At 53.9% G+C, this 21163-nt stretch carries 24 protein-coding genes; 13 read left to right on the top strand and 11 right to left on the bottom strand.

Translation table 11 applies throughout. The features are described 5' to 3' along the window. Positions 1-44 precede the first annotated feature (44 nt). Positions 45-647 carry a peroxiredoxin C gene (locus AAGQ96_RS05165; protein ID WP_147195732.1) on the bottom strand — a complete coding sequence of 201 codons (603 nt, stop codon included), beginning with the start codon at positions 645-647 and terminating at the stop codon, positions 45-47. 193 nt (positions 648-840) lie between these two features. Next, complete coding sequence (locus tag AAGQ96_RS05170) at positions 841-1422, bottom strand: ACP phosphodiesterase (RefSeq protein ID WP_342755008.1); 582 nt, start codon at positions 1420-1422, stop codon at positions 841-843. Between the two features lie 338 nt (positions 1423-1760). Here AAGQ96_RS05170 and queA point away from each other — a divergent pair, with 338 nt between their 5' ends. The 5 genes from queA to secF all read left to right on the top strand — a co-directional run bounded on the left by queA (position 1761) and on the right by secF (position 7262). Next, entirely contained in the window at positions 1761-2831 is a 1071-nt protein-coding gene (gene queA / locus AAGQ96_RS05175; protein ID WP_342755524.1) for a tRNA preQ1(34) S-adenosylmethionine ribosyltransferase-isomerase QueA, read from the top strand. A 98-nt stretch (positions 2832-2929) separates the two neighbouring features. Further along, positions 2930-4054 (top strand): tRNA guanosine(34) transglycosylase Tgt, encoded by a 1125-nt coding sequence (gene tgt, locus AAGQ96_RS05180; RefSeq protein ID WP_147195736.1) that lies wholly within the window; start codon positions 2930-2932, stop codon positions 4052-4054. Positions 4055-4078: 24 nt separating this feature from the next. Next, positions 4079-4408, top strand: a complete 330-nt coding sequence (gene yajC, locus AAGQ96_RS05185) for a preprotein translocase subunit YajC (RefSeq protein ID WP_147195738.1) — start codon at positions 4079-4081, stop codon at positions 4406-4408. Positions 4409-4435: 27 nt separating this feature from the next. Then, positions 4436-6283, top strand: coding sequence for a protein translocase subunit SecD (secD, locus tag AAGQ96_RS05190; RefSeq protein WP_147195740.1), 1848 nt, complete (start codon positions 4436-4438; stop codon positions 6281-6283). Between the two features lie 10 nt (positions 6284-6293). Then, positions 6294-7262, top strand: a complete 969-nt coding sequence (gene secF / locus AAGQ96_RS05195) for a protein translocase subunit SecF (protein WP_147195742.1) — start codon at positions 6294-6296, stop codon at positions 7260-7262. An 81-nt stretch (positions 7263-7343) separates the two neighbouring features. Here secF and AAGQ96_RS05200 read toward each other — a convergent pair whose 3' ends face one another. Then, positions 7344-7895: a DUF3251 domain-containing protein gene (locus AAGQ96_RS05200; protein WP_254446309.1), complete on the bottom strand. Its 552-nt coding sequence runs from the start codon at positions 7893-7895 to the stop codon at positions 7344-7346. Between the two features lie 25 nt (positions 7896-7920). Next, entirely contained in the window at positions 7921-8361 is a 441-nt protein-coding gene (gene lysM / locus AAGQ96_RS05205; protein ID WP_147195747.1) for a peptidoglycan-binding protein LysM, read from the bottom strand. Between the two features lie 207 nt (positions 8362-8568). On the opposite strand from lysM, the gene nrdR reads away from it, so the two are divergent. The 6 genes from nrdR (at position 8569) to pgpA (ending at position 12682) form a co-directional block, all read left to right on the top strand. After that, entirely contained in the window at positions 8569-9018 is a 450-nt protein-coding gene (gene nrdR, locus AAGQ96_RS05210) for a transcriptional regulator NrdR (RefSeq protein ID WP_147195749.1), read from the top strand. A 3-nt stretch (positions 9019-9021) separates the two neighbouring features. Further along, complete coding sequence (gene ribD, locus AAGQ96_RS05215) at positions 9022-10134, top strand: bifunctional diaminohydroxyphosphoribosylaminopyrimidine deaminase/5-amino-6-(5-phosphoribosylamino)uracil reductase RibD (protein ID WP_342755009.1); 1113 nt, start codon at positions 9022-9024, stop codon at positions 10132-10134. Positions 10135-10261: 127 nt separating this feature from the next. After that, positions 10262-10732: a 6,7-dimethyl-8-ribityllumazine synthase gene (gene ribE / locus AAGQ96_RS05220; protein ID WP_067705215.1), complete on the top strand. Its 471-nt coding sequence runs from the start codon at positions 10262-10264 to the stop codon at positions 10730-10732. Between the two features lie 16 nt (positions 10733-10748). After that, a complete protein-coding gene (gene nusB / locus AAGQ96_RS05225; protein ID WP_147195753.1) occupies positions 10749-11168 on the top strand; it encodes a transcription antitermination factor NusB in 420 nt (139 codons plus the stop codon). Positions 11169-11220: 52 nt separating this feature from the next. Then, positions 11221-12198 (top strand): thiamine-phosphate kinase, encoded by a 978-nt coding sequence (gene thiL, locus AAGQ96_RS05230; protein ID WP_342755010.1) that lies wholly within the window; start codon positions 11221-11223, stop codon positions 12196-12198. Then, positions 12176-12682 (top strand): phosphatidylglycerophosphatase A, encoded by a 507-nt coding sequence (pgpA, locus tag AAGQ96_RS05235; RefSeq protein WP_147195757.1) that lies wholly within the window; start codon positions 12176-12178, stop codon positions 12680-12682. The genes thiL and pgpA overlap by 23 nt, the downstream gene beginning before the upstream one ends. Before the next feature lie 57 nt (positions 12683-12739). Here pgpA and AAGQ96_RS05240 read toward each other — a convergent pair whose 3' ends face one another. The 5 genes from AAGQ96_RS05240 to xseB form a co-directional block, all read right to left on the bottom strand. After that, positions 12740-13144, bottom strand: coding sequence for a GFA family protein (locus tag AAGQ96_RS05240; RefSeq protein ID WP_342755011.1), 405 nt, complete (start codon positions 13142-13144; stop codon positions 12740-12742). A 26-nt stretch (positions 13145-13170) separates the two neighbouring features. After that, a complete protein-coding gene (locus AAGQ96_RS05245) occupies positions 13171-14145 on the bottom strand; it encodes an aldo/keto reductase (protein WP_342755012.1) in 975 nt (324 codons plus the stop codon). A gap of 93 nt (positions 14146-14238) precedes the next feature. After that, positions 14239-16104, bottom strand: coding sequence for a 1-deoxy-D-xylulose-5-phosphate synthase (dxs, locus tag AAGQ96_RS05250; protein WP_342755013.1), 1866 nt, complete (start codon positions 16102-16104; stop codon positions 14239-14241). Between the two features lie 19 nt (positions 16105-16123). After that, the gene (ispA, locus tag AAGQ96_RS05255; RefSeq protein ID WP_147195765.1) at positions 16124-17023 is read right to left on the bottom strand and encodes a (2E,6E)-farnesyl diphosphate synthase; all 900 of its coding nucleotides are present in this window, start codon (positions 17021-17023) and stop codon (positions 16124-16126) included. Further along, the gene (xseB, locus tag AAGQ96_RS05260; protein WP_147195767.1) at positions 17023-17265 is read right to left on the bottom strand and encodes an exodeoxyribonuclease VII small subunit; all 243 of its coding nucleotides are present in this window, start codon (positions 17263-17265) and stop codon (positions 17023-17025) included. Before xseB ends, ispA begins: the two co-directional genes overlap by 1 nt. Positions 17266-17501: 236 nt before the next feature. Between xseB and thiI the strand changes: the two genes are divergently transcribed. Further along, positions 17502-18950, top strand: coding sequence for a tRNA uracil 4-sulfurtransferase ThiI (gene thiI, locus AAGQ96_RS05265; RefSeq protein ID WP_342755014.1), 1449 nt, complete (start codon positions 17502-17504; stop codon positions 18948-18950). Between the two features lie 37 nt (positions 18951-18987). On the opposite strand, the gene yajL is transcribed toward thiI, so the two are convergent. Then, positions 18988-19593, bottom strand: coding sequence for a protein deglycase YajL (yajL, locus tag AAGQ96_RS05270; RefSeq protein ID WP_147195771.1), 606 nt, complete (start codon positions 19591-19593; stop codon positions 18988-18990). Then, positions 19547-20467, bottom strand: coding sequence for a 2-dehydropantoate 2-reductase (panE, locus tag AAGQ96_RS05275; protein WP_342755016.1), 921 nt, complete (start codon positions 20465-20467; stop codon positions 19547-19549). Before panE ends, yajL begins: the two co-directional genes overlap by 47 nt. Positions 20468-20630: 163 nt before the next feature. Between panE and AAGQ96_RS05280 the strand changes: the two genes are divergently transcribed. Beyond that, the gene (locus AAGQ96_RS05280; RefSeq protein ID WP_147195775.1) at positions 20631-21122 is read left to right on the top strand and encodes a YajQ family cyclic di-GMP-binding protein; all 492 of its coding nucleotides are present in this window, start codon (positions 20631-20633) and stop codon (positions 21120-21122) included. The last annotated feature ends 41 nt before the right edge of the window (positions 21123-21163 follow it).

Raw genomic sequence — 21163 nt, forward strand, 5'->3', positions numbered from 1 at the left:
AAAACAAAAGGCCCGCCGAAGCGAGCCTTTTTTGCAAAGCTAAATTACAGCTTGCCAGCGTTCTCAGACAGGTATTTAGCCACGCCGTCCGGAGAGGCGCCCATACCTTCTTTTCCTTTTTCCCACTGAGCCGGGCACACTTCGCCGTGCTCTTCGTGGAATTGCAGCGCGTCAACCATACGCAGCATCTCGTCAACGTTACGACCCAGCGGCAGATCGTTAACAACCTGGTGGCGAACCACACCGGCTTTGTCGATCAGGAAAGAACCGCGCAGGGCAACGCCCGCTTCCGGGTGCTCAATGCCGTAGGCTTTCTGCACTTCACGCTTGATATCAGCAACCATCGCGTATTTGACTTCGCCGATGCCGCCTTTATCGATTGGGGTTTTACGCCACGCGTTGTGAACGAATTCTGAGTCAAAAGAAACACCAACCACTTCCACACCGCGCTTCTGGAACTCTTCATAACGCTTGTCGAAAGCGATCAGTTCAGAAGGGCAGACGAAGGTGAAGTCCATTGGCCAAAAGAACACAACGGTGGCTTTACCAGCGGTGTGTTTTTTAAAGTTGAAGTTTTCAACGATTTCGCCATTGCCGAGAACGGCTGCAGCGGTAAAGTCTGGGGCTTGACGCGTTACCAGGACCATAGTCACTCCTGTAAAGGTAGCTAGATTAATGAGATAAGCCGCTAGTATACGAGCGGCCTTCGGGGATGAACCAGCGCAAAGCGCCAATTACTCCGATAGGTAATAGCTATCAAAGTAGATGATTATTAAGGCAGCCTCATACAATAACCGTTTCTGTCAAAAGGGCAAGAGTAATGATGTTGCTGTTGATGAATCAGAGTGTCTGTCGGGCGGCTTTCGCCATCATTTCGGGATAAAACTGCCAGAACAGTTCTTCAAGCCGCGCATAGTGCGTCACAAAATCGTGATAGGAATCAGCCAGTGCGGCCAGGCGAGGACGTTGGCTTGCCATCCCCCTCAGCACATTTTGCAGATAAGGTGCCTGCGCATACTTCTCCATCCAGCGTTCGGTCCACAAGTAGCGGTTCAGGTTCTGAAACCGTTCCGGCGTGGTGGACAGCGCAGGCCGAATTGTCAGGCGCGCCTGCTGCAAAAAATTCGCCAGGGCCAGATCGGGAACGATTTTATCCCAGTTTCGTGACAGAAAATGATCCCAGATAACGTCCAGCGTAATCGGCGAAACGCGGCGGGTCTCGGCACGAAAGAACTCGCGTGCGGTACGGACCTCAGGTAAAGCATCGGTCATTACGTCAATACGACGGTGCAGCAAAATACCCTCAGCAACTTCTTCAGGCCAGATACCACGCGGGTTGCCGCGTATGTAATCTGCCATCAGATTACCGAGCAGGGAGCTGTCAGCGAGTGAAGCAAGGTGGAGGTGGGCAAGGTAGTTCATTGCCCCACTATACCTCCTTCGCTCTTGACTTCACAGCGGCGTTAGCGGCGTTCGCTCACCCGAATCACTTACCTGAGTAAGCTCATCGGGATTCTCTCTCTTGCTGCCTTGCTCTGAAGCCAATAGCTTTGGAGGACCTCCTTCGCTCTTGACTTCACAGCGGCGTTAGCGGCGTTCGCTCACCCGAATCACTTACCTGAGTAAGCTCATCGGGATTGTTTAGCGCGTCCGAAATTGATGTTCCACAACTAAATCTGCCGGGAGCGCAAGGCGGCAGTTTAGAAATGGCTGGTTTTCAGCTAGAATGTGCGCCCTGATTTCCCGGACTGTAAATGATCATGCGCGTTGCCGATTTTTCTTTTGAGTTACCCGAATCTTTGATTGCCCATTACCCGCAAGCCCAGCGCAGCGGATGCCGTCTGCTTTCCCTTAACGGGCCTGATGGCGAGCTGAATCATGGTGTGTTCACCGATTTGCTGGATAAACTTAACCCCGGCGACCTGTTGGTGTTCAACAACACACGTGTGATCCCGGCGCGCGTCTTTGGCCGCAAGGCCAGCGGCGGAAAAATTGAAGTGCTGGTCGAACGTATGCTGGATGACCATCGCGTGCTGGCGCATGTCCGCTCTTCTAAAGCCCCTAAGCCTGGCGCGGAACTGCTGCTTGGCGATGACGAGAGCGTAAAAGCCACCATGGTTGCCCGCCACGATGCGCTGTTTGAACTGCGTTTTGACGATGAGCGTGCGGTACTGGATATTCTTAACGCCGTTGGCCACATGCCATTACCGCCTTACATCGATCGCCCGGACGAAGAAGCCGATCGCGAGCTGTATCAGACCGTTTACAGCCAGCGTCCGGGAGCCGTTGCGGCACCGACGGCGGGCCTGCACTTTGATGAACCGATGCTGGAAGCGCTGCGTGAAAAGGGCATTGAAACGGCGTTTGTCACCCTGCATGTCGGCGCAGGGACTTTCCAGCCGGTGCGTGTAGACAGCATCGAAGATCACATCATGCATGCTGAATACGCCGAAGTGTCGCAGGAAGTGGTTGACGCGGTGCTGGCCTGTAAGGCGCGCGGGAATCGTGTTGTTGCTGTTGGCACTACTTCGGTTCGCTCACTGGAAAGCGCGGCGCAGGCCGCAAAAGATGCCCTGATTGCGCCTTTCTTTGATGACACCAAAATCTTTATCTACCCTGGCTACCACTACCAGGTTATTGATGCGCTGGTCACCAACTTCCATCTGCCGGAATCCACGCTGATTATGCTGGTCTCAGCATTTGCCGGCTATCGCAATACCATGCATGCCTACCAGCAAGCCGTGGCGGAGCAGTATCGCTTCTTCAGCTATGGCGACGCGATGTTTATCACCCGCAATCCGCAGGCTGTTGACGAGCAGGTTGGAAAATAATTACGCGTTGGGACGCTCTCCCAACGCCACTCCCGATCGTACCTGGTGTACGGTTTTTTAACTCTCAAACATCAGACTGTTTCTCTGGTGGAGGCAATGTGAAGTTCGAATTAGATACTACCGATGGGCGTGCGCGCCGTGGCCGCCTGGTCTTTGACCGTGGCGTGGTGGAAACCCCAGCCTTTATGCCAGTCGGCACTTACGGCACCGTGAAAGGTATGACGCCGGAAGAAGTGCAGGACACCGGCGCCCAGATCATCCTGGGTAATACCTTCCATTTATGGCTGCGTCCGGGCCAGGAAGTGATGAAGCTGCATGGCGATCTGCACGACTTTATGCAGTGGAAAGGCCCAATCCTGACCGATTCCGGCGGCTTCCAGGTCTTCAGCCTGGGCGATATTCGTAAGATTACCGAAGCGGGCGTGCATTTCCGTAACCCGATCAACGGTGACGCAATCTTCCTCGACCCGGAAAAATCGATGGAAATTCAGTACGATCTCGGCTCCGATATCGTGATGATTTTCGATGAGTGTACGCCTTATCCTGCCGACTGGGACTATGCGAAACGTTCGATGGAGATGTCGCTCCGCTGGGCGCAGCGTAGCCGCGATCGCTTTGATTCCCTTGAAAATAAAAATGCGCTGTTTGGTATTATTCAGGGCGGTGTTTACGAAGATTTACGAGATGTGTCGGTAAAAGGGCTGGTAGAGATCGGCTTTGATGGTTACGCTGTGGGCGGCCTGGCGGTCGGCGAGCCAAAAGAGGACATGCATCGTATTCTTGAGCATGTTTGCCCTCAGATCCCAGAGGATAAACCTCGCTATTTAATGGGCGTGGGCAAACCGGAAGATCTGGTGGAAGGCGTACGTCGCGGCATCGATATGTTCGACTGCGTAATGCCGACCCGAAATGCACGTAACGGCCATCTGTTCGTCACCGACGGCGTGGTGAAAATCCGTAACGCGAAGTATAAAGATGATACGACTACACTGGATGCGGAATGTGATTGCTATACGTGTCGCAATTATAGCCGTGCCTACTTGCATCATCTTGATCGTTGTAACGAAATACTGGGTGCGCGTCTGAATACCATTCATAACCTGCGTTATTACCAGCGCCTGATGGCGGGTTTACGCAAGGCCATTGAAGAGGGTAATTTGGAGCACTTTGTTACCGAATTCTATGCACGGACGGGCAAGGCGGTTCCGCCGTTAAACGTCTGATATTTAAACAATGAGGGAAAATTAATGAGCTTGTTCATGTCTGACGCAGTAGCTGCTGCCGCGCCATCTCAGAGTAGCCCGTATTCACTGATTATCATGCTGGTGGTGTTCGGTCTGATCTTCTTCTTCATGATCCTGCGCCCGCAGCAAAAGCGTGCGAAAGAGCATAAGAAGCTGATGGATTCCATTTCCAAAGGTGACGAAGTGCTGACTACCGGCGGTCTGGTTGGACGCGTAACAAAAGTAGCGGAAACTGGCTATGTGGCTATCGCACTGAATGATACGACGGAAGTTGTGGTCAAACGTGATTTCGTGGCTGCCGTTCTGCCGAAAGGTACGATGAAGGCGCTTTAATTTTTTGTTTTCCCTAAGGGAACTGCCGTGTTAAACCGTTATCCTTTGTGGAAGTACATCATGCTTATCGTCGTATTAATCGTCGGTTTGCTGTATGCGCTTCCCAACCTTTATGGTGAGGATCCGGCCGTTCAGATCACTGGTGCGCGCGGAAGCGCCGCCAGTGAGCAAACGCTGGGTCAGATCCAGACCGCTTTAAAACAAGAGAATATCCAGAGCAAATCTATCGCGCTGGAAAACGGCGCCATTATGGCGCGTTTTGCTAACGGTGACGTGCAGTTGCGCGCCCGTGACGCCATCATTAAAGTGCTTGGCGATGACTATGTCGTGGCGCTTAACCTTGCTCCAGCAACGCCAACCTGGCTAAGCATGCTGGCCGCAGAGCCGATGAAACTGGGTCTTGACCTGCGTGGCGGCGTACACTTCCTGATGGAAGTCGATATGGATACTGCTCTGGGTAAACTCCAGGAACAGAACATCGACAACCTCAGAAGCGATCTGCGCGATAAAAGCATTCCTTATACCAACGTTCGCAAAACGGATAACTACGGTCTGGAAATTCGTTTCCGTGACGGTCAGGCTCGTGACGACGCTGTCAGCTATCTGACCGGCCGCCATCGTGACCTGGTGATCGGCACCAGCGGCAGCAATGCTCTGCGCGCGGTGATGTCCGACGATCGTCTGCGTGAAGCCCGTGAATACGCGGTGCAGCAGAACATCACTATCCTGCGTAACCGTGTTAACCAACTGGGCGTGGCCGAACCACTGGTACAACGTCAGGGCGCTGATCGCATCGTGGTTGAGCTGCCGGGTATTCAGGATACGGCGCGCGCGAAAGAGATTCTGGGCGCAACCGCCACGCTGGAATTCCGCCTGGTTAATACTTCTGTCGATCCGAGCGCTGCCGCCAGCGGCCGTGTACCGGGCGATTCCGAAGTGAAAAACAGCCGTGAAGGCCAGCCCGTCACGCTGTACAAGCGTGTGATCCTGACCGGTGACCACATCACTGACTCCACGTCGAGCCAGGATGAGTACAACCAGGCACAGGTGAACATCTCGCTGGACAGCGCGGGCGGCAATATCATGTCCAACTTCACCAAGGATAATATCGGTAAGCCAATGGCTACGCTGTTTGTTGAATACAAAGACAGCGGTAAGAAAGATGCCAACGGCCGTGCGATTCTGGCGAAGCAGGAAGAGGTGATTAACGTCGCGAATATCCAGTCCCGTCTGGGTAACAGCTTCCGTATTACCGGCATCAATAACCCGAACGAAGCGCGTCAGCTGTCGCTGCTGCTGCGTGCTGGTGCGTTAATTGCGCCAATCCAGATTGTTGAAGAACGGACTATCGGTCCAACCATGGGTGCGCAGAATATCACTCAGGGTCTGGAAGCCTGCCTGTGGGGGCTGATCGCCTCAATCGTCTTTATGGTGGTTTACTACCGTAAGTTCGGCGTGATCGCGACCACCGCGCTGGTTGCCAACCTGGTGCTGATTGTAGGGATTATGTCCCTGCTGCCAGGCGCAACCTTAACCATGCCGGGTATTGCCGGGATCGTGTTGACGCTGGCGGTGGCGGTGGATGCCAACGTACTGATTAACGAGCGTATCAAGGAAGAGCTGAAAAACGGACGTTCCGTTCAGCAGGCGATTCACGAAGGCTACAGCGGCGCATTCTCCAGTATCATCGACGCCAACGTAACCACGCTGATTACCGCCATCATCCTGTACGCGGTGGGCACCGGTTCGATTAAAGGCTTTGCCATTACCACGGCAATTGGTGTGGTGACGTCTATGTTTACCGCCATTGTCGGTACCCGTGCCATCGTCAACCTGTTGTACGGCGGCAAACGCATCAACAAGCTGTCTATCTGAGGAGTGCGTTGTGGCACAGGACTATAGCGTTGAACAACTAAACTACGGGCGTAAAGTTCATGACTTTATGCGCTGGGATAAACTGGCCTTTACCCTTTCCGGCCTGCTGCTGATCGCCTCGTTTGTGATCATGGGCGTGAAAGGCTTCAACTGGGGTCTGGATTTTACCGGCGGTACGGTTATTGAAATTACCCTGGAGAAACCGGCGGAACTGGATACGCTGCGCGGTGCGCTGCAAAAATCTGGCTTTACCGATCCACAGGTGCAGAACTTCGGCAGCAGCCGTGACGTGCTGGTACGCTTGTCCCCTCATGAGGGCAATGCGGGTCAGGAGCTGGGCAACAAGGTGGTAAGCACCATCAACCAGGCAAGCCAGCAGAATGCCACCGTGAAGCGTATTGAGTTCGTGGGGCCGAGCGTGGGCAGCGATCTGGCGCAAACGGGCGGCATGGCGCTGCTGGCAGCGCTGATTGCTATCCTGATCTATGTGGGTTTCCGCTTTGAGTGGCGACTGGCGCTGGGAGCCGTACTGGCACTGGCGCACGACGTGATCATCACGATGGGCGTTCTTTCACTGTTCCATATTGAGATTGATCTGACCATTATCGCGTCACTGATGTCGGTTATCGGCTACTCGCTGAACGACAGTATCGTGGTATCGGACCGTATTCGTGAGAACTTCCGCAAAATCCGTCGCGGCACGCCTTACGAAATCTTCAACGTCTCGCTGACGCAGACGCTGAGCCGTACCATCATGACTTCCGCCACAACGCTGGTGGTAGTGCTGATGCTGTTTATCTTCGGCGGCGCGCTGCTGGAAGGCTTCTCCCTGACTATGCTGATTGGTGTTTCAATCGGGACCATCTCTTCTATCTACGTCGCGTCCGCGCTGGCGCTGAAGTTAGGGATGAAACGTGAGCATCTGCTACAGCAAAAAGTGGAAAAAGAGGGCGCCGATCAGCCTTCTATTCTGCCTTAATTTCAGGGTTGCCTGATGAAACGAAGGGCCGCTAATGCGGCCCTTTTTTTATCTACCGTTCCGGTCACACCGGTTCAGCGTCTACGGTGCTGCCTGCGGCACAGGGGCGACCACAATATCATGCACGCGAACATAGCCCAGCTGTTCCGGCTGTAAATTACTCAACCGCAGCGGAACCGTCACTTCGCTACGTGGCAGCAGAGACTCAGCCACGCTAAACGACTGGCTTTGACTGCCGGGCTGTAGCGGTTTTCCGGTCACCGGGTCGGCCTCGCCCCATTCAACCGTAGCGTTAAAGGCTGGCAATGAGTTTTCTGCCGCAGCACGGATATGCAGGATTGCACGGGTGCCGTTTGCTTCACTTTCAATATGGCTTAGCGATAAACGGACATCACCCGCCTGGCTTTTCAGCACGACAGCCGTATTCGCGCCAGGTAATAACCATGCGCCCTGAGTTGAATTACTGTTCAGCATATTTTGCTGAGTCAGCGCAGTCGCCTGCTGGGTCAGCTGTTGCATTTCCGTGTTGAGCTTGCCCACCTGATTATTAAGCTTGTTAATTTCAGGCTGTTGTTGCGGGGAAGCACAGCTTGCCAGCAATACGCTTAACCCTAACAGAACCGACTTTTTCATTATTGCAGCCATCGCTTCGTCCGGTTTACTGAGGAATACGCAGTGTTTGTCCCGGATAAATTTTATCCGGATGCGTCAGCATTGGCTTATTCGCCTCAAAAATTTTGTTGTACTGGTTAGCGTCACCGTACACTGCTTTAGAAATACCGCTTAACGTATCGCCGCTTTTTACGGTATAGAATTTCGCTGCTGTCGCGTTCTCAGCAACGTTTACGTTATCCTCCACGGAGGTGATACCCGCCACGTTCCCGACCGCCACCAGGATTTTTTCTTTCAGCTCCTGCGAGATGCTGTCACCGCTCATGCTGGCTTTATCACCATCGACTTTCACATCAACCTTATCGCTGCCCGGCAGGCCAAGCTTGTGAATATAATCCTGCAGCTTTTTACTTTGATCTTCGCCAGCTCCACTGACCGAATCCCACAATTTCTCGCCAGCTTCTTTTACAAAGTTTAATAAACCCATATATCCTCCGGCTAATCCCTGTTTTTAAGACAAAAGTTACGCTTAAGCGTTTGGCTATTATAGCGGACAAAACCAACTCTTTCCTGGCGGAGCGCCAGGAAGGGATGGAAAGGCACTGAAAGCAAGGCAAAAGACCAGTGCGTTATTTAGTTGATCGTCACTTCGCGCTACACTGTGACTCAATTTCCAGAATTATCAGGAAGCATCATGCATTGCCCGTTCTGTTCTGCTGTGGATACCAAAGTGATCGATTCCCGCCTGGTGGGGGAAGGCACCTCGGTGCGCCGTCGTCGTCAGTGTCTGGTGTGTCATGAACGTTTCACCACCTTTGAAGTGGCCGAGTTGGTTATGCCGCGGGTAGTGAAAAGTAACGATATCCGCGAGCCTTTCAATGAAGACAAGCTGTGCAGCGGCATGATGAAGGCGCTGGAGAAACGCCCGGTCAATTCTGACGATGTGGAAAACGCCGTCAGTCATATCAAAAGCAAGCTGCGTTCCACCGGTGAGCGTGAAGTGCCGAGTAAAATGATCGGCGCGCTGGTGATGGACGAGCTGAAGAAGCTGGATAAAGTTGCCTATATACGCTTTGCGTCGGTGTACCGCAGTTTTGAGGACATCCGTGAGTTCGGCGAAGAGATCGCCCGTTTACAGGACTAAACCATGCAAGATGAAATCTGGATGGCGAGGGCGCTTGAGCTGGCCAGGCGTGGTCGATTTACCACGACGCCAAATCCTAACGTTGGTTGCGTCATCGTTCGCGATGGCGACATCGTCGGTGAAGGCTACCATTTTCGTGCAGGTGAACCGCATGCAGAAGTGCATGCACTGCGGATGGCTGGCGAAAAAGCGCAGGGCGCGACGGCCTACGTTACGCTCGAACCGTGCAGCCATCACGGACGCACGCCGCCTTGTTGTGATGCACTGATTGCTGCCGGCGTAAGCCGCGTTGTCGCCGCAATGCAGGATCCTAACCCAGAAGTGGCGGGCCGGGGCTTATATCGCCTGAAGCAGGCTGGGATTGACGTCAGCCACGGGCTGATGATGCAGGAAGCGGAAGCGCTGAACCGCGGTTTTCTTAAACGCATGCGCACCGGTTTCCCGTGGGTGCAGCTGAAAATGGGTGCCTCACTGGACGGCCGTACGGCAATGGCGAGTGGCGAAAGCCAGTGGATCACCTCTCCTGAAGCGCGACGAGACGTACAGCGCTTACGCGCGCAAAGTTCCGCCATTCTTACCACCAGCGCGACCGTGCTTGCTGACGATCCGGCAATGACCGTACGCTGGAATGAATTAGGCATGGATAAAGCGCTGTATGCTGAGGAAGATCTTCGTCAGCCGGTGAGGGTGGTCATCGACAGTCATAATCGGGTGACGCCAGCGCATCGTTTGATTAGCCAACCAGGCCAAACCTGGCTGGCCCGTCAGCAGGTCGATACGCTTAGCTGGCCGGAGAATGTCGAGCAATTTACCGTTCCGCTGCATAATCAGCAGCTGGACTTAGTTTCCCTGATGATGCTGCTGGGGCGTCGTCAGATTAACAGCGTTTGGGTTGAAGCCGGCGCGAAACTGGCTGGCGCTTTACTAACAGCGGGTGTGGTCGATGAACTGATTGTCTATCTGGCCCCTAAACTGCTTGGCGATGATGCACGCGGTCTGTGCCATTTACCTGAAATAGCACAACTTGCTGACGCGCCCGCGTTCACCTTCAGCGATATTCGTCAGGTAGGACCCGATTTAAGACTCACGCTGATCCCTGAACATGCCGTTCGATGAAGCCGGCGTAAAGCCTTCATCTTGCAGGATGGCAGGCAAGGCTGTACAAAAGCGGAAGCAGACCCGAAAAGAGTGTGATAGAATCCGCCCCCCTGCGGGGCCATAACAAAACCCTGAAAGGAAGATTATGAACGTTATTGAAGCTGCTGTTGCTACTCCTGATGCGCGCGTTGCTATTGTCATTGCGCGTTTCAATAACTTTATCAACGACAGCCTGCTGAGCGGTGCCCTTGATGCGTTGAAACGTATCGGCCAGGTAAAAGATGAAAACATCACCGTTGTGTGGGTTCCCGGCGCCTATGAAATGCCAATGACCGCACGTGCGCTGGCGAATGCCGGTAAACATGATGCTGTTGTTGCGCTGGGTACCGTGATTCGTGGTGGCACTGCCCACTTCGAATATGTCGCTGGTGAAGCCAGCTCTGGCCTGGCTAGCGTCGCTATGAACAGCGACATTCCGGTTGCCTTTGGGGTCCTGACGACGGAAAACATCGAGCAGGCCATTGAGCGCGCCGGGACCAAAGCGGGTAACAAAGGTGCAGAAGCTGCGCTGACCGCACTTGAAATGATTAACGTATTGAAAGCCATCAAAGCCTGATTTTAAGGGGAATTTCGTGAAACCTGCTGCTCGTCGCCGCGCCCGTGAATGTGCTGTCCAGGCGCTTTACTCCTGGCAGTTGTCCAAAAACGACATCGCTGATGTCGAATACCAGTTTCTGGCGGAGCAAGACGTCAAAGACGTTGATATCAGCTATTTCCGCGAGCTGCTGGGCGGCGTTGCAACCAACAGCGCGTACCTTGACGGCCTGATGAAGCCTTACCTGTCGCGCCAGCTCGAAGAGCTGGGCCAGGTCGAGAAGGCGATTCTGCGCATCTCGCTGTACGAGCTGAGCAAGCGTGCCGATGTTCCCTACAAAGTGGCAATCAATGAGGGCATCGAGCTGGCCAAAGTATTTGGCGCCGAAGACAGTCATAAATTCGTCAACGGCGTGCTGGATAAAGCCGCTCCGCATATCCGCCCCAACAAGAAGTAATCCTCCCAGGCCGGTTTTATCCGGCCTTCTCATTTTATATCTGGAACGCACCATGGCATGTGGCGAATTTGAACTGATCACGCGCTATTTTGATCGCGTAACAAGCTCCCGTCGCGACGTAGAGAAAGGCATCGGCGACGACTGCGCACTCCTCAATCTCCCTGACAAACAGACTCTGGCGATCAGCACCGATACACTGGTAGAAGGCGTCCATTTTCTGCGCGATATTCATCCTGCGGATCTGGGCTACAAAGCGCTGGCGGTGAACCTGAGTGATTTGGCCGCTATGGGAGCCGATCCGGCCTGGCTGACGCTGGCGCTGACGCTCCCGGAAGTCAATGAAGCCTGGCTGAAAGATTTCAGCGACAGCCTGTTTGAGCTGCTGGACTACTACAATATGCAGCTGATCGGCGGTGATACCACGCGCGGGCCGTTAAGCCTGACGCTGGGTATTCATGGCCTGGTGCCGCAGGGTAGGGCGCTGAAACGTTCCGGCGCGCGTCCGGGCGACTGGGTTTACGTTACCGGGACGCTGGGTGACAGTGCCGCAGGTCTGGCCTTGCTCCAGCATCGGATCAGGATTAACGATCCTGCGGTGCATGAAGCGCTGATCAAGCGTCACCTCCGACCTATGCCGCGAATTCTCCAGGGACAGGCGCTGCGTGATTTAGCCAGTGCCGCTATCGATATCTCAGACGGGCTGATTTCTGATTTAGGCCATATTTTGAAAGCCAGCGGCTGTGGCGCGCGGCTCAACCTTGAAGCGTTACCGCTCTCAGAAGTGATGAAAAAGCATTTCGAACCTGAGCAGGCAATTCGCTGGGCACTAAGCGGCGGAGAAGATTACGAGCTGTGCTTTACCGTCCCGGAAATTAATCGCGGTGCGCTGGATGTTGCTCTGGGCCATTATGGCGTGCCTTTTACCTGCGTGGGCCAGTTAGCGCCTCAGTCTGAGGGGATAGTGCTGTTGCAGGATGGCAAACCGGTAGAGATTAACCTGAAAGGATTTGACCATTTTGACGCGAGATAAAGACGTAGCGAAAAGCCGCCTGAGAATGAGTAATCCCTGGCATTTGCTGGCGACCGGTTTTGGTAGCGGCTTAAGTCCGTACGTGCCCGGAACGATGGGGTCGCTGGCGGCCATTCCTTTCTGGTGCCTTATGACCTTGCTACCGTCAGATATTTACTCGCTGGTGGTAATGTTCGGCATCTGCATCGGCGTGTATCTCTGTCATCGCACCGCGAAGGACATGGGCGTGCACGATCACGGCAGTATTGTCTGGGATGAATTTATCGGGATGTGGATCACGCTGATGGCAATCCCGGTGAATAACTGGCGGTGGGTACTGGCGGGTTTTGTGATTTTCCGCATTCTGGATATGTGGAAGCCATGGCCAATCCGCTGGTTCGACCGCAACGTGCACGGCGGGACGGGGATTATGGTTGACGATATCATCGCCGGTATTATCTCTGCGGGCATACTTTACTATGCCGGGCACCATCTGGCGCTGTAAGCGTTGAGCGTAACGCCTCCAGGCATTTACCTGAAGGCGTTACGGTGTTGGTCGACACTATTCAGGCTGATACAAGATCCAGCCCGCTACACCGCCCGTGCCGCCATCTTTCGGGTGGTTATTGCCATCGGTGACTTTTACGGCAGGAAAATCAAAGGGTGACACCCCGTCGATGCAAGCCACGTTGACGCCATACTGTTCAGGATGAGATCGGCTCTGATGAAAGGTATAGATGCCGCAAACGGAACAGAAATAGTGGCCAACTTCCTTTGAGTGAAAGCGATATTCCGTGAGCGTCTCTTCTCCCTTACTGATGGCAACGCTGGACGCAAAAGCAACTACGGCACCACGCATACGGCAGAATGAACAATTGCAGCGCCGGACAGTATTAAAGCCATCAACCAGTTCGACCGTAAAAGCGACCGCACCGCAATGACACTGAGCGGATCTTTTTTCTGACATAGTTTCCTCCTCAGCGACGTCAGCCCTTATTCAAAACCCACCACAGGGTGCGGCTGATAAACGCTTTCCAGCTCAATTATCTCTTCTTTCGTTAACTCAACATCGACCGCTTTGACCAAATCAGCCAGTTGCTCCTGACGGGATGCACCGATAATGGGTGCAGTGACAACCGGTTTTGCCAACAGCCACGCCAGCGCAATCTGCGCCCGACTGACGCCTTTATCTTCTGCAATAGCCGCCACGCGTTGAGCTATAGCGGCGTCATTGGCTTCGCTGTTTTGATACAGCGTGCTGCCGTATTCATCGGATACGGAACGCGCGGTCGTTTCTCCCCACGGGCGGGTCAGACGACCACGCGCCAGCGGACTCCATGGCAGAACAGCAATATTTTCGGCCTGGCACAGCGGATACATTTCCCGCTCTTCTTCACGCTGGATCAGGTTGTACTGGTCCTGCATGCTGACAAATCGTGTCCAGTTATAGCGATCGGCAGTGTAAAGCGCCCTGGCAAATTGCCACGCGTACATTGACGAAGCCCCGATATAGCGAGCCTTACCGGCTTTCACCACGTCGTGCAGCGCTTCGAGCGTCTCTTCGAGCGGGGTGTTGTAGTCCCAGCGATGGATCTGAAACAGGTCGACATAATCGGTGCCGAGGCGCCGTAAGCTGTCATCAATGGACTGCATAATATTGGCCCGCGAAAGCCCACCGGACAGATTGCTCATTGGGAAGTAAACTTTGGTAGCAAGGACGATCTCATCGCGACGTGCATAGTCTTTCAGCGCGCGTCCGACAATCTCTTCGCTGCTGCCGTCAGAGTAGCTGTTAGCGGTATCAAAAAAATTGATCCCGGCCTCCAGCGCCTGCTTAATGAGCGGCCTGCTGCTCTCTTCGGGTAACGTCCACGAATGGCGGCCACGGTCAGGTTCGCCCCAGGTCATACAACCCAGGCATAAACGGGAAACGGTGAGGTCGGTGTTGCCAAACTGAAGGGTTTTCATGCTTGCTCCTGCTATTGATGAAGGGCTTACCAGCCCGAGCTCAGTAAGCATAGCAGGAACGGCGCGCCCGAATGCGAACGCGCCGCTTTCGGCTTAAAGTGCCAGCCAGCCGGTAATCTGCTGTTCAATACCCTCAGCATCTAACTGATAATCATGGCGGATTTCATCCTGCGTCCCCTGAGGAATAAACTCATCAGGCAGCCCGATATTCAGCACGGGAACCAGCACGCGTTTCGCCATCAGCAGCTCAATCACGCCGCTGCCTGCACCGCCTTTAATTGCGCCTTCTTCCAGCGTGATTAGCGCTTCATGACTGGCGGCCAGTTCCAGAATCAGCGACTCATCCAGCGGCTTCACAAAGCGCATATCGACCAGCGTGGCGTTCAGGGATTCAGCAACGGCTTCGGCTTCCGGTAGCAGCGTACCGAAGTTGAGGATCGCCAGCTTTTCGCCTTCGCGTTTCGTCACGCCTTTACCTAACGGCAGCGAAGCGAGAGGCTGTAACTCTGCCCCCGTGCCGGTGCCTCGAGGATAGCGTACGGCGCTTGGCCCCTGAGAATAGTGATAGCCGGTATAAAGCATCTGACGACATTCGTTCTCATCACTTGGCGTCATGATCACCATATTCGGAATGCAGCGCAGGAAAGAGATATCGAAAGCACCCTGATGCGTCTGACCGTCTGCGCCGACAATACCGCCGCGGTCGATGGCAAACAGCACCGGCAGTTTCTGAATGGCCACATCGTGGATCAGCTGGTCATAGGCACGTTGTAAGAAAGTGGAGTAAATCGCCACAACCGGCTTATAGCCGCCAATCGCCAGGCCAGCGGCGAACGTCACCGCATGCTGCTCGGCAATGGCCACGTCAAAATACTGTGCCGGATATTCCCGTGAGAAGCTCACCATGCCCGAGCCTTCGCGCATTGCAGGCGTCACGGCCATCAGCTTGTTATCGTCAGCCGCGGTTTCGCTCAGCCACTGGCCAAAGATTTTGGAATAGCTCGGCAAGCCTTCCGCTGCTTTGGGCAGCAGACCGCTGGCCGGATCGAACTTAGGCACCGCATGCCAGCTAATCGGATCTTTCTCTGCCGGTGCGTAGCCTTTGCCTTTTTTGGTCATTATGTGCAAAAACTGCGGGCCTTTCAGATCGCGCATATTTTTCAGGGTTTGCACCAGCGTCAGTACGTCGTGACCGTCGACCGGGCCAATGTAGTTAAAGCCCAGTTCTTCGAACAGCGTGCCGGGAACAACCATGCCTTTCAGGTGCTCTTCGGTGCGTTTGACCAGCTCTTTGATCGGCGGCAGTCCGGTCAGGACTTTCTTTCCGCCTTCACGCAGGCGTGAATAGGTTTTGCCCGAGAGGATCTGCGCCAGACGATTATTCAGCGCGCCAACGTTTTCTGAAATTGACATTTCATTGTCGTTCAGCACCACCAGCAAATCAGATTTGATATCACCCGCGTGGTTCATGGCTTCAAATGCCATACCCGCCGTGATGGCACCATCGCCAATCACACAAGCTGTCCGACGGCCTTTACCCTCTTTTTCAGCGGCTACGGCCATCCCCAGGCCCGCGCTGATTGAGGTGGAGGAGTGCCCAACGTTCAGTACATCGAACTCACTTTCATCACGCCACGGGAAAGGATGCAGGCCGTTTTTCTGACGGATAGTACCGATGCGATCGCGGCGTCCGGTCAAAATTTTATGCGGATAAGCCTGATGACCGACGTCCCAGATCAGATGATCAAACGGCGTGTTGTAGACATAATGCAGCGCAACGGTCAGTTCCACTACGCCCAGACCCGAAGCAAAATGTCCGCTGGAGCGGCTGACGCTGTCGAGTAAATACTGGCGAAGCTCATCACAGAGTTTTGGCAGGCTCTCTTTAGGCAGCGAACGTAATTCCTGAACCGAACTGGCCAGCGCCAGCGTCGGATATTTTGCAGTATCAAAACTCATCAGAGACTCATTGTGGAAGTTATTTATTGCGTTCAATGATGTAACTTGAAAGCAGCTGTAATGATGTTGTATCAAAGCCTTGCGCGGCAAGGGATTTCAGTGCGCTGAGTGACTCCTGGTAGAGGTCCCACGCTTTTTCCCGGGCGCTTTCGAGTCCCATCAAGGCCGGGTAAGTACTTTTTCCAAGGTGCTGATCGGCTCCCTGCCGTTTGCCGATGATGGCGGTATCACCCACTACATCAAGAATATCGTCCTGCACCTGGAACGCCAGGCCTATTGCGTTGGCGTATCGATTCAGTTCCGGTAATGCGCTACGGCCGCGTTCACCGGCGGCCAGCGCCCCCAAACGAACCGCAGAGCGGATTAGCGCGCCGGTTTTATGTCGATGAATTTGTTCGAGCGCGCTCAGATCGATTTGTTGGCCTTCCGCCGCCAGATCCAGCGCCTGACCGCCGCACATGCCTGCTACGCCGCTGGCCTGGGCCAGTTCAGAAATCATAGCAATACGATCTTCGGCAGTCACGCCGGGCATCGGCGTATCGGCAAGTATAGTGAAAGCCAGCGTTTGCAACGCATCCCCCGCTAATATAGCCGTATCTTCGCCAAATTTAATATGGCAGGTAGGCTGACCACGGCGCAGGCTGTCGTCATCCATTGCGGGCAGATCGTCATGAATCAGGGAATAGGCGTGAATACATTCCACCGCGGCGGCAGGCGCGTCAAGTGCGGCGCTGTCGGCATGCAGCATTTCACCGGTAGCATACACCAGGAACGGACGCAGACGCTTGCCGCCTAATAATGCACCATATTCCATTGCCTGGACCAGAGGAGAACTCTGAAACGGCAAGGGTGCGATAAAACGTTGTAAAGCCTGATTAACGCGTGCGTAGTGCGCGGTAAGGAGGGCAGTAAAATCCATCAGTCATTTTCCGGCGTAAAAGGCTGCAGGTCGGCATTTTTATCATCACTCAACAAAATCTGCACGCGTTGTTCCGCCTGCTGCAATTTTTGTTGGCCCTGACGCGCCAGCTGTACGCCGCGTTCAAATTCATTGAGCGCCTCTTCCAGCGGCAGTTCACCGCTCTCAAGACGGGAAACAATCTGCTCCAGCTGGGCCAGTGAGGTTTCAAAGCTGGCTGGCTGTTCGGCTTTTTTCGGCATAATCGTTATCGGCTCAGTTATGTTTTTTTTCTGTGAAGTTGTCCATGGTAGCCGACTCGAAATGATTAGCAAAATAATGATGCCCATAACAGATGAAGAAGCAGTCGTCGTACGGATGTGATACAATCACGCCCCCCCGGATGTAAAGGGCGCAAGCTACTTTGCAATACTATGATTTTACCCGCTAAGTGCCCTCTGTTTTCAGCACTTATCTTGCCCGTTGAGCCCGTGTCGCCATGAAGTTTATCATTAAGCTGTTTCCTGAAATTACGATTAAGAGCCAGTCTGTACGCCTGCGTTTTATTAAAATGCTGACCACCAATATCCGTAACGTGCTGAAGCTTTGCGATGACACGCTGGCCATTGTACGTCACTGGGACCATATTGAAGTTCGCTCGAAAAACGAAGCCGAGCGAGCGATGATCATCGACGAGCTGTCGCGCATTCCCGGTATTCACCACGTGCTGGAAGTCGAAGATCGCCCATACACGGATATGCATAACATTTTTGAGCAGACGCTGGAGCTGAATCGCGAGCGAATTGAAGGAAAGACCTTTGCTGTACGCGTTAAGCGCCGTGGTAAGCATGAGTTCAGCTCTCAGGACGTTGAGCGCTATGTCGGCGGCGGGCTGAACCAGCACGTTGAAACTGCGCAGGTGAAGCTTAATCATCCGCAGGTTACGGTCAATCTGGAGATTGAAAACGATCGTCTGCTGCTTATTACCGGCCGTTACGCCGGGATTGGCGGTTTCCCTGTCGGCAGCCAGGAGGAAGTGCTTTCCCTGATTTCCGGCGGCTTTGACTCGGGCGTTTCCAGCTATATGCTGATGCGTCGCGGCAGCCGCGTGCATTACTGCTTCTTTAACCTTGGCGGTGCCGCTCATGAAATCGGCGTCCGTCAGGTGGCGCATTACCTTTGGCACCGTTTTGGTCGCTCGCACAAAGTGCGTTTTGTCGCGATTAACTTTGAGCCGGTAGTGGGCGAAATCCTTGAGAAAGTGGAAGACGGCCAGATGGGCGTCGTGCTGAAGCGAATGATGGTTCGCGCGGCATCGAAAATTGCCGAACGTTACGGCGTCCAGGCGCTGGTGACCGGTGAAGCGCTGGGCCAGGTTTCCAGCCAGACGCTGACTAACCTGCGTCTGATTGATAATGCGTCAGATACGCTGATCCTGCGTCCACTGATTTCTCATGATAAAGAGCACATCATCAATATTGCCCGCGAGATTGGTACGGAAGATTTCGCCCGCACCATGCCGGAATACTGCGGCGTCATTTCAAAAAGCCCAACGGTCAAAGCGGTGAAGGCGAAGATTGAAGCGGAAGAGCAGAACTTCGATTTTGCGATTCTGGATAACGCGGTGGAAGAAGCCACGAACGTTGATATCCGTCAGATTGCGGAAGAAACCGAACAGGAAGTGGTGGAAGTGGAAACCGTTGTTTCCTTTAGCGAAAACGATGTGGTGCTGGATATCCGCTCGCCGGACGAACAGGACGATCGTCCTCTTGAGCTGAATGGTGTGGAAGTGAAAGGTATGCCGTTCTACAAGCTCAGCACCCACTTCGGCGATCTCGACCAGAGCAAAACCTGGCTCCTGTACTGCGATCGCGGCGTGATGAGCCGTTTACAGGCGCTCTATCTGCACGAACAGGGCTTTTCGAACGTGAAGATTTACCGTCCGTAATTAAACGGGGGCGAACGATCGCCCCCGTTTTTTCGTGTTACTCAACCCATTCGCGATAGTCAAAGATGCCGGCAGCCAGCACCAGCTGCTTCGCCACTTCATGCGCCTTTTCTTTACCGACCAGCAGGTCGATCAGCTTCAGGGCAAAATCGATAGCCGTCCCCGGTGCCTGGCTGGTTAGCAGGTTAACGCGCGGATCCCATACCACACGTTTATCCATCCACTTGTTTTCGGGAATGGTTTCTTTCAGACCCGGGAAGCCTGTCATATTGCCTACCGGAAACAGATTATGTGGTACGAGAACCGTACCCGCCGCCGCGCAAATCGCAGCAACTATGCGGCCGGAAAGATGGAACTGACGTACCGTTTCTACCAGCAGCGGGCTGTCACGAAACGCTTCGGCGCCTTTCAGCCCTCCCGGCAGAACGATGGCGGCAAAGTCATTGTCCGCGACATCGACCAGCGGCGCATCTGCCAGCAGCCTGACGCCTCGCGAGCAGACAATCTCTTTGCTGCCGTCATCGGTGACGCTGGCTGTTGTGACGCTCAGGCCACCGCGCACCAACAGATCGATTGTGGTAACGGCTTCCGTTTCCTCACTGCCATGTGCCAGGCAAACCAGTACCGATGGGTTCACGCTCATAATCTTGTTCCTTACGCTTAATCATTTCATAAAGTCGGCTGTTTTCCGGCGTGGACAACCCTTGTGCCCGCGCGCGCCGGATGACATAGCCTGTAATGTAATCAATTTCCGTACGCCGTTGGGCGCGAATATCCTGTAGCATCGACGAGGTGTTGGCTGCGGTCGCGCTAATCACTTCATGCACGTAGTCTAACAGGGCGTCGCGGGAAGTATGCTGACCTTCACGCTCCATCACCATCGCCACTTCATCACAAAGCACGGCGATCTCATCGTCATGATTGAGCAGCTCGCCGTTCGTACAGTCATATTGCACCGTCAGCGGGTTGATGACGCAGTTAACCGCCAGCTTTTGCCAGGCCGCAGAGGCCACGTTATTGTGCCAGGCAACGTCCGGTAACGCCTGCTGTAGCACCTCGGCCAGTTCACTCAGTTCGGCGCTGGCGGGCGAGGTGGGGCCTATATGCGTGATCCCGGCGGCGACGTGCACAATCACCGTGCCGTCACGTTTCGCTGCGTGCGTGGTAATTCCGCGCAGCAGAGGCTGTTGAAGCGATTTCAGCTCATCCAGCGTCCCCATACCGTTATGCAGCAATAAAATGGGGCAGTCCTCACGCAAAATAAACTGCAGGTTTTTTACGGCTTCGGAGACCTGCCAGGCTTTCAGCGTCACCAGCAGTAAATCGCTCTGCGCTAAAAAGTGGGGATCGTTGGCAATATAGGTTTTATTGACCGTTGCGCCATCCAGACCCGTAACGTTAACGGAGCAGTAAGGTTGCGGCACCCGCAGCCAGCCCTGGACCTCATTGCCCCGGGCATCGAGAGCAGCAAGCCAGATCTGCCCTAATGCACCGCATCCCAATACGGTAATTTTCATTCATCCTCCCCGCCTGCGGGTTGTATTAAGTCTTGCTTACGGCTTTTCCCGTGCTGGGCCGCGCCGACTGAGACTTTCTTATTATAGCTTTCCGTACCGACAGTTTTTTTAAGCCTGCTAAGTGGGTATTATGCATGTCACTTTAGAATCAGGAGAAGAGATCATGCCATCTTTCGATATCGTTTCAGAAATTGACATGCAGGAAGTACGTAACGCCGTTGAAAATGCCAACCGCGAAGTTTCAACCCGTTTTGATTTCCGTAACGTCACGGCCAGCTATGAGCTGAATGAGAAAAACGAATCTATCAAGGTATTGAGCGAATCAGATTTCCAGGTCAAACAGCTGGTTGATATTCTGCGTGAGAAGCTGTTGAAGCGCAGCATTGAAGGCGGTGCGCTGGAGATCCCGGAAGAGATCGAACACAGTGGAAAATCCTGGACTGTTGAAGCCAAACTGAAAAAAGGCATTTCTTCAGACGTGGCGAAGAAACTGGTTAAGCTGATTAAAGACAGCAAGCTGAAGGTGCAGACGCAAATTCAGGGTGAAGAAGTGCGTGTAACCGGCAAGTCTCGCGACGACTTGCAGAGCGCAATGGCGCTGGTTCGTGGCGGTAAGCTGGAGCAGCCGTTCCAGTTCAAAAACTTCCGCGACTAGGTAAAAGGGCGAAATATTTCGCCCTTTTATTTTATCAACCT

This window comes from Pantoea sp. MBD-2R (assembly GCF_039134845.1).
Classification (GTDB): Bacteria; Pseudomonadota; Gammaproteobacteria; order Enterobacterales; family Enterobacteriaceae; genus Erwinia.

What these genes read in the sequence shown, in the direction of transcription:
- AAGQ96_RS05165 (WP_147195732.1), bottom strand. Translation starts at nt 647, where the DNA reads ATGGTCCTGGTAACGCGTCAAGCCCCAGACTTTACCGCTGCAGCCGTT.
- AAGQ96_RS05170 (WP_342755008.1), bottom strand. Translation starts at nt 1,422, where the DNA reads ATGAACTACCTTGCCCACCTCCACCTTGCTTCACTCGCTGACAGCTCC.
- queA (WP_342755524.1), top strand. Translation starts at nt 1,761, where the DNA reads ATGCGCGTTGCCGATTTTTCTTTTGAGTTACCCGAATCTTTGATTGCC.
- yajC (WP_147195738.1), top strand. Translation starts at nt 4,079, where the DNA reads ATGAGCTTGTTCATGTCTGACGCAGTAGCTGCTGCCGCGCCATCTCAG.
- AAGQ96_RS05200 (WP_254446309.1), bottom strand. Translation starts at nt 7,895, where the DNA reads ATGAAAAAGTCGGTTCTGTTAGGGTTAAGCGTATTGCTGGCAAGCTGT.
- lysM (WP_147195747.1), bottom strand. Translation starts at nt 8,361, where the DNA reads ATGGGTTTATTAAACTTTGTAAAAGAAGCTGGCGAGAAATTGTGGGAT.
- nrdR (WP_147195749.1), top strand. Translation starts at nt 8,569, where the DNA reads ATGCATTGCCCGTTCTGTTCTGCTGTGGATACCAAAGTGATCGATTCC.
- ribD (WP_342755009.1), top strand. Translation starts at nt 9,022, where the DNA reads ATGCAAGATGAAATCTGGATGGCGAGGGCGCTTGAGCTGGCCAGGCGT.
- ribE (WP_067705215.1), top strand. Translation starts at nt 10,262, where the DNA reads ATGAACGTTATTGAAGCTGCTGTTGCTACTCCTGATGCGCGCGTTGCT.
- thiL (WP_342755010.1), top strand. Translation starts at nt 11,221, where the DNA reads ATGGCATGTGGCGAATTTGAACTGATCACGCGCTATTTTGATCGCGTA.
- AAGQ96_RS05240 (WP_342755011.1), bottom strand. Translation starts at nt 13,144, where the DNA reads ATGTCAGAAAAAAGATCCGCTCAGTGTCATTGCGGTGCGGTCGCTTTT.
- AAGQ96_RS05245 (WP_342755012.1), bottom strand. Translation starts at nt 14,145, where the DNA reads ATGAAAACCCTTCAGTTTGGCAACACCGACCTCACCGTTTCCCGTTTA.
- dxs (WP_342755013.1), bottom strand. Translation starts at nt 16,104, where the DNA reads ATGAGTTTTGATACTGCAAAATATCCGACGCTGGCGCTGGCCAGTTCG.
- ispA (WP_147195765.1), bottom strand. Translation starts at nt 17,023, where the DNA reads ATGGATTTTACTGCCCTCCTTACCGCGCACTACGCACGCGTTAATCAG.
- xseB (WP_147195767.1), bottom strand. Translation starts at nt 17,265, where the DNA reads ATGCCGAAAAAAGCCGAACAGCCAGCCAGCTTTGAAACCTCACTGGCC.
- thiI (WP_342755014.1), top strand. Translation starts at nt 17,502, where the DNA reads ATGAAGTTTATCATTAAGCTGTTTCCTGAAATTACGATTAAGAGCCAG.
- yajL (WP_147195771.1), bottom strand. Translation starts at nt 19,593, where the DNA reads ATGAGCGTGAACCCATCGGTACTGGTTTGCCTGGCACATGGCAGTGAG.
- panE (WP_342755016.1), bottom strand. Translation starts at nt 20,467, where the DNA reads ATGAAAATTACCGTATTGGGATGCGGTGCATTAGGGCAGATCTGGCTT.
- AAGQ96_RS05280 (WP_147195775.1), top strand. Translation starts at nt 20,631, where the DNA reads ATGCCATCTTTCGATATCGTTTCAGAAATTGACATGCAGGAAGTACGT.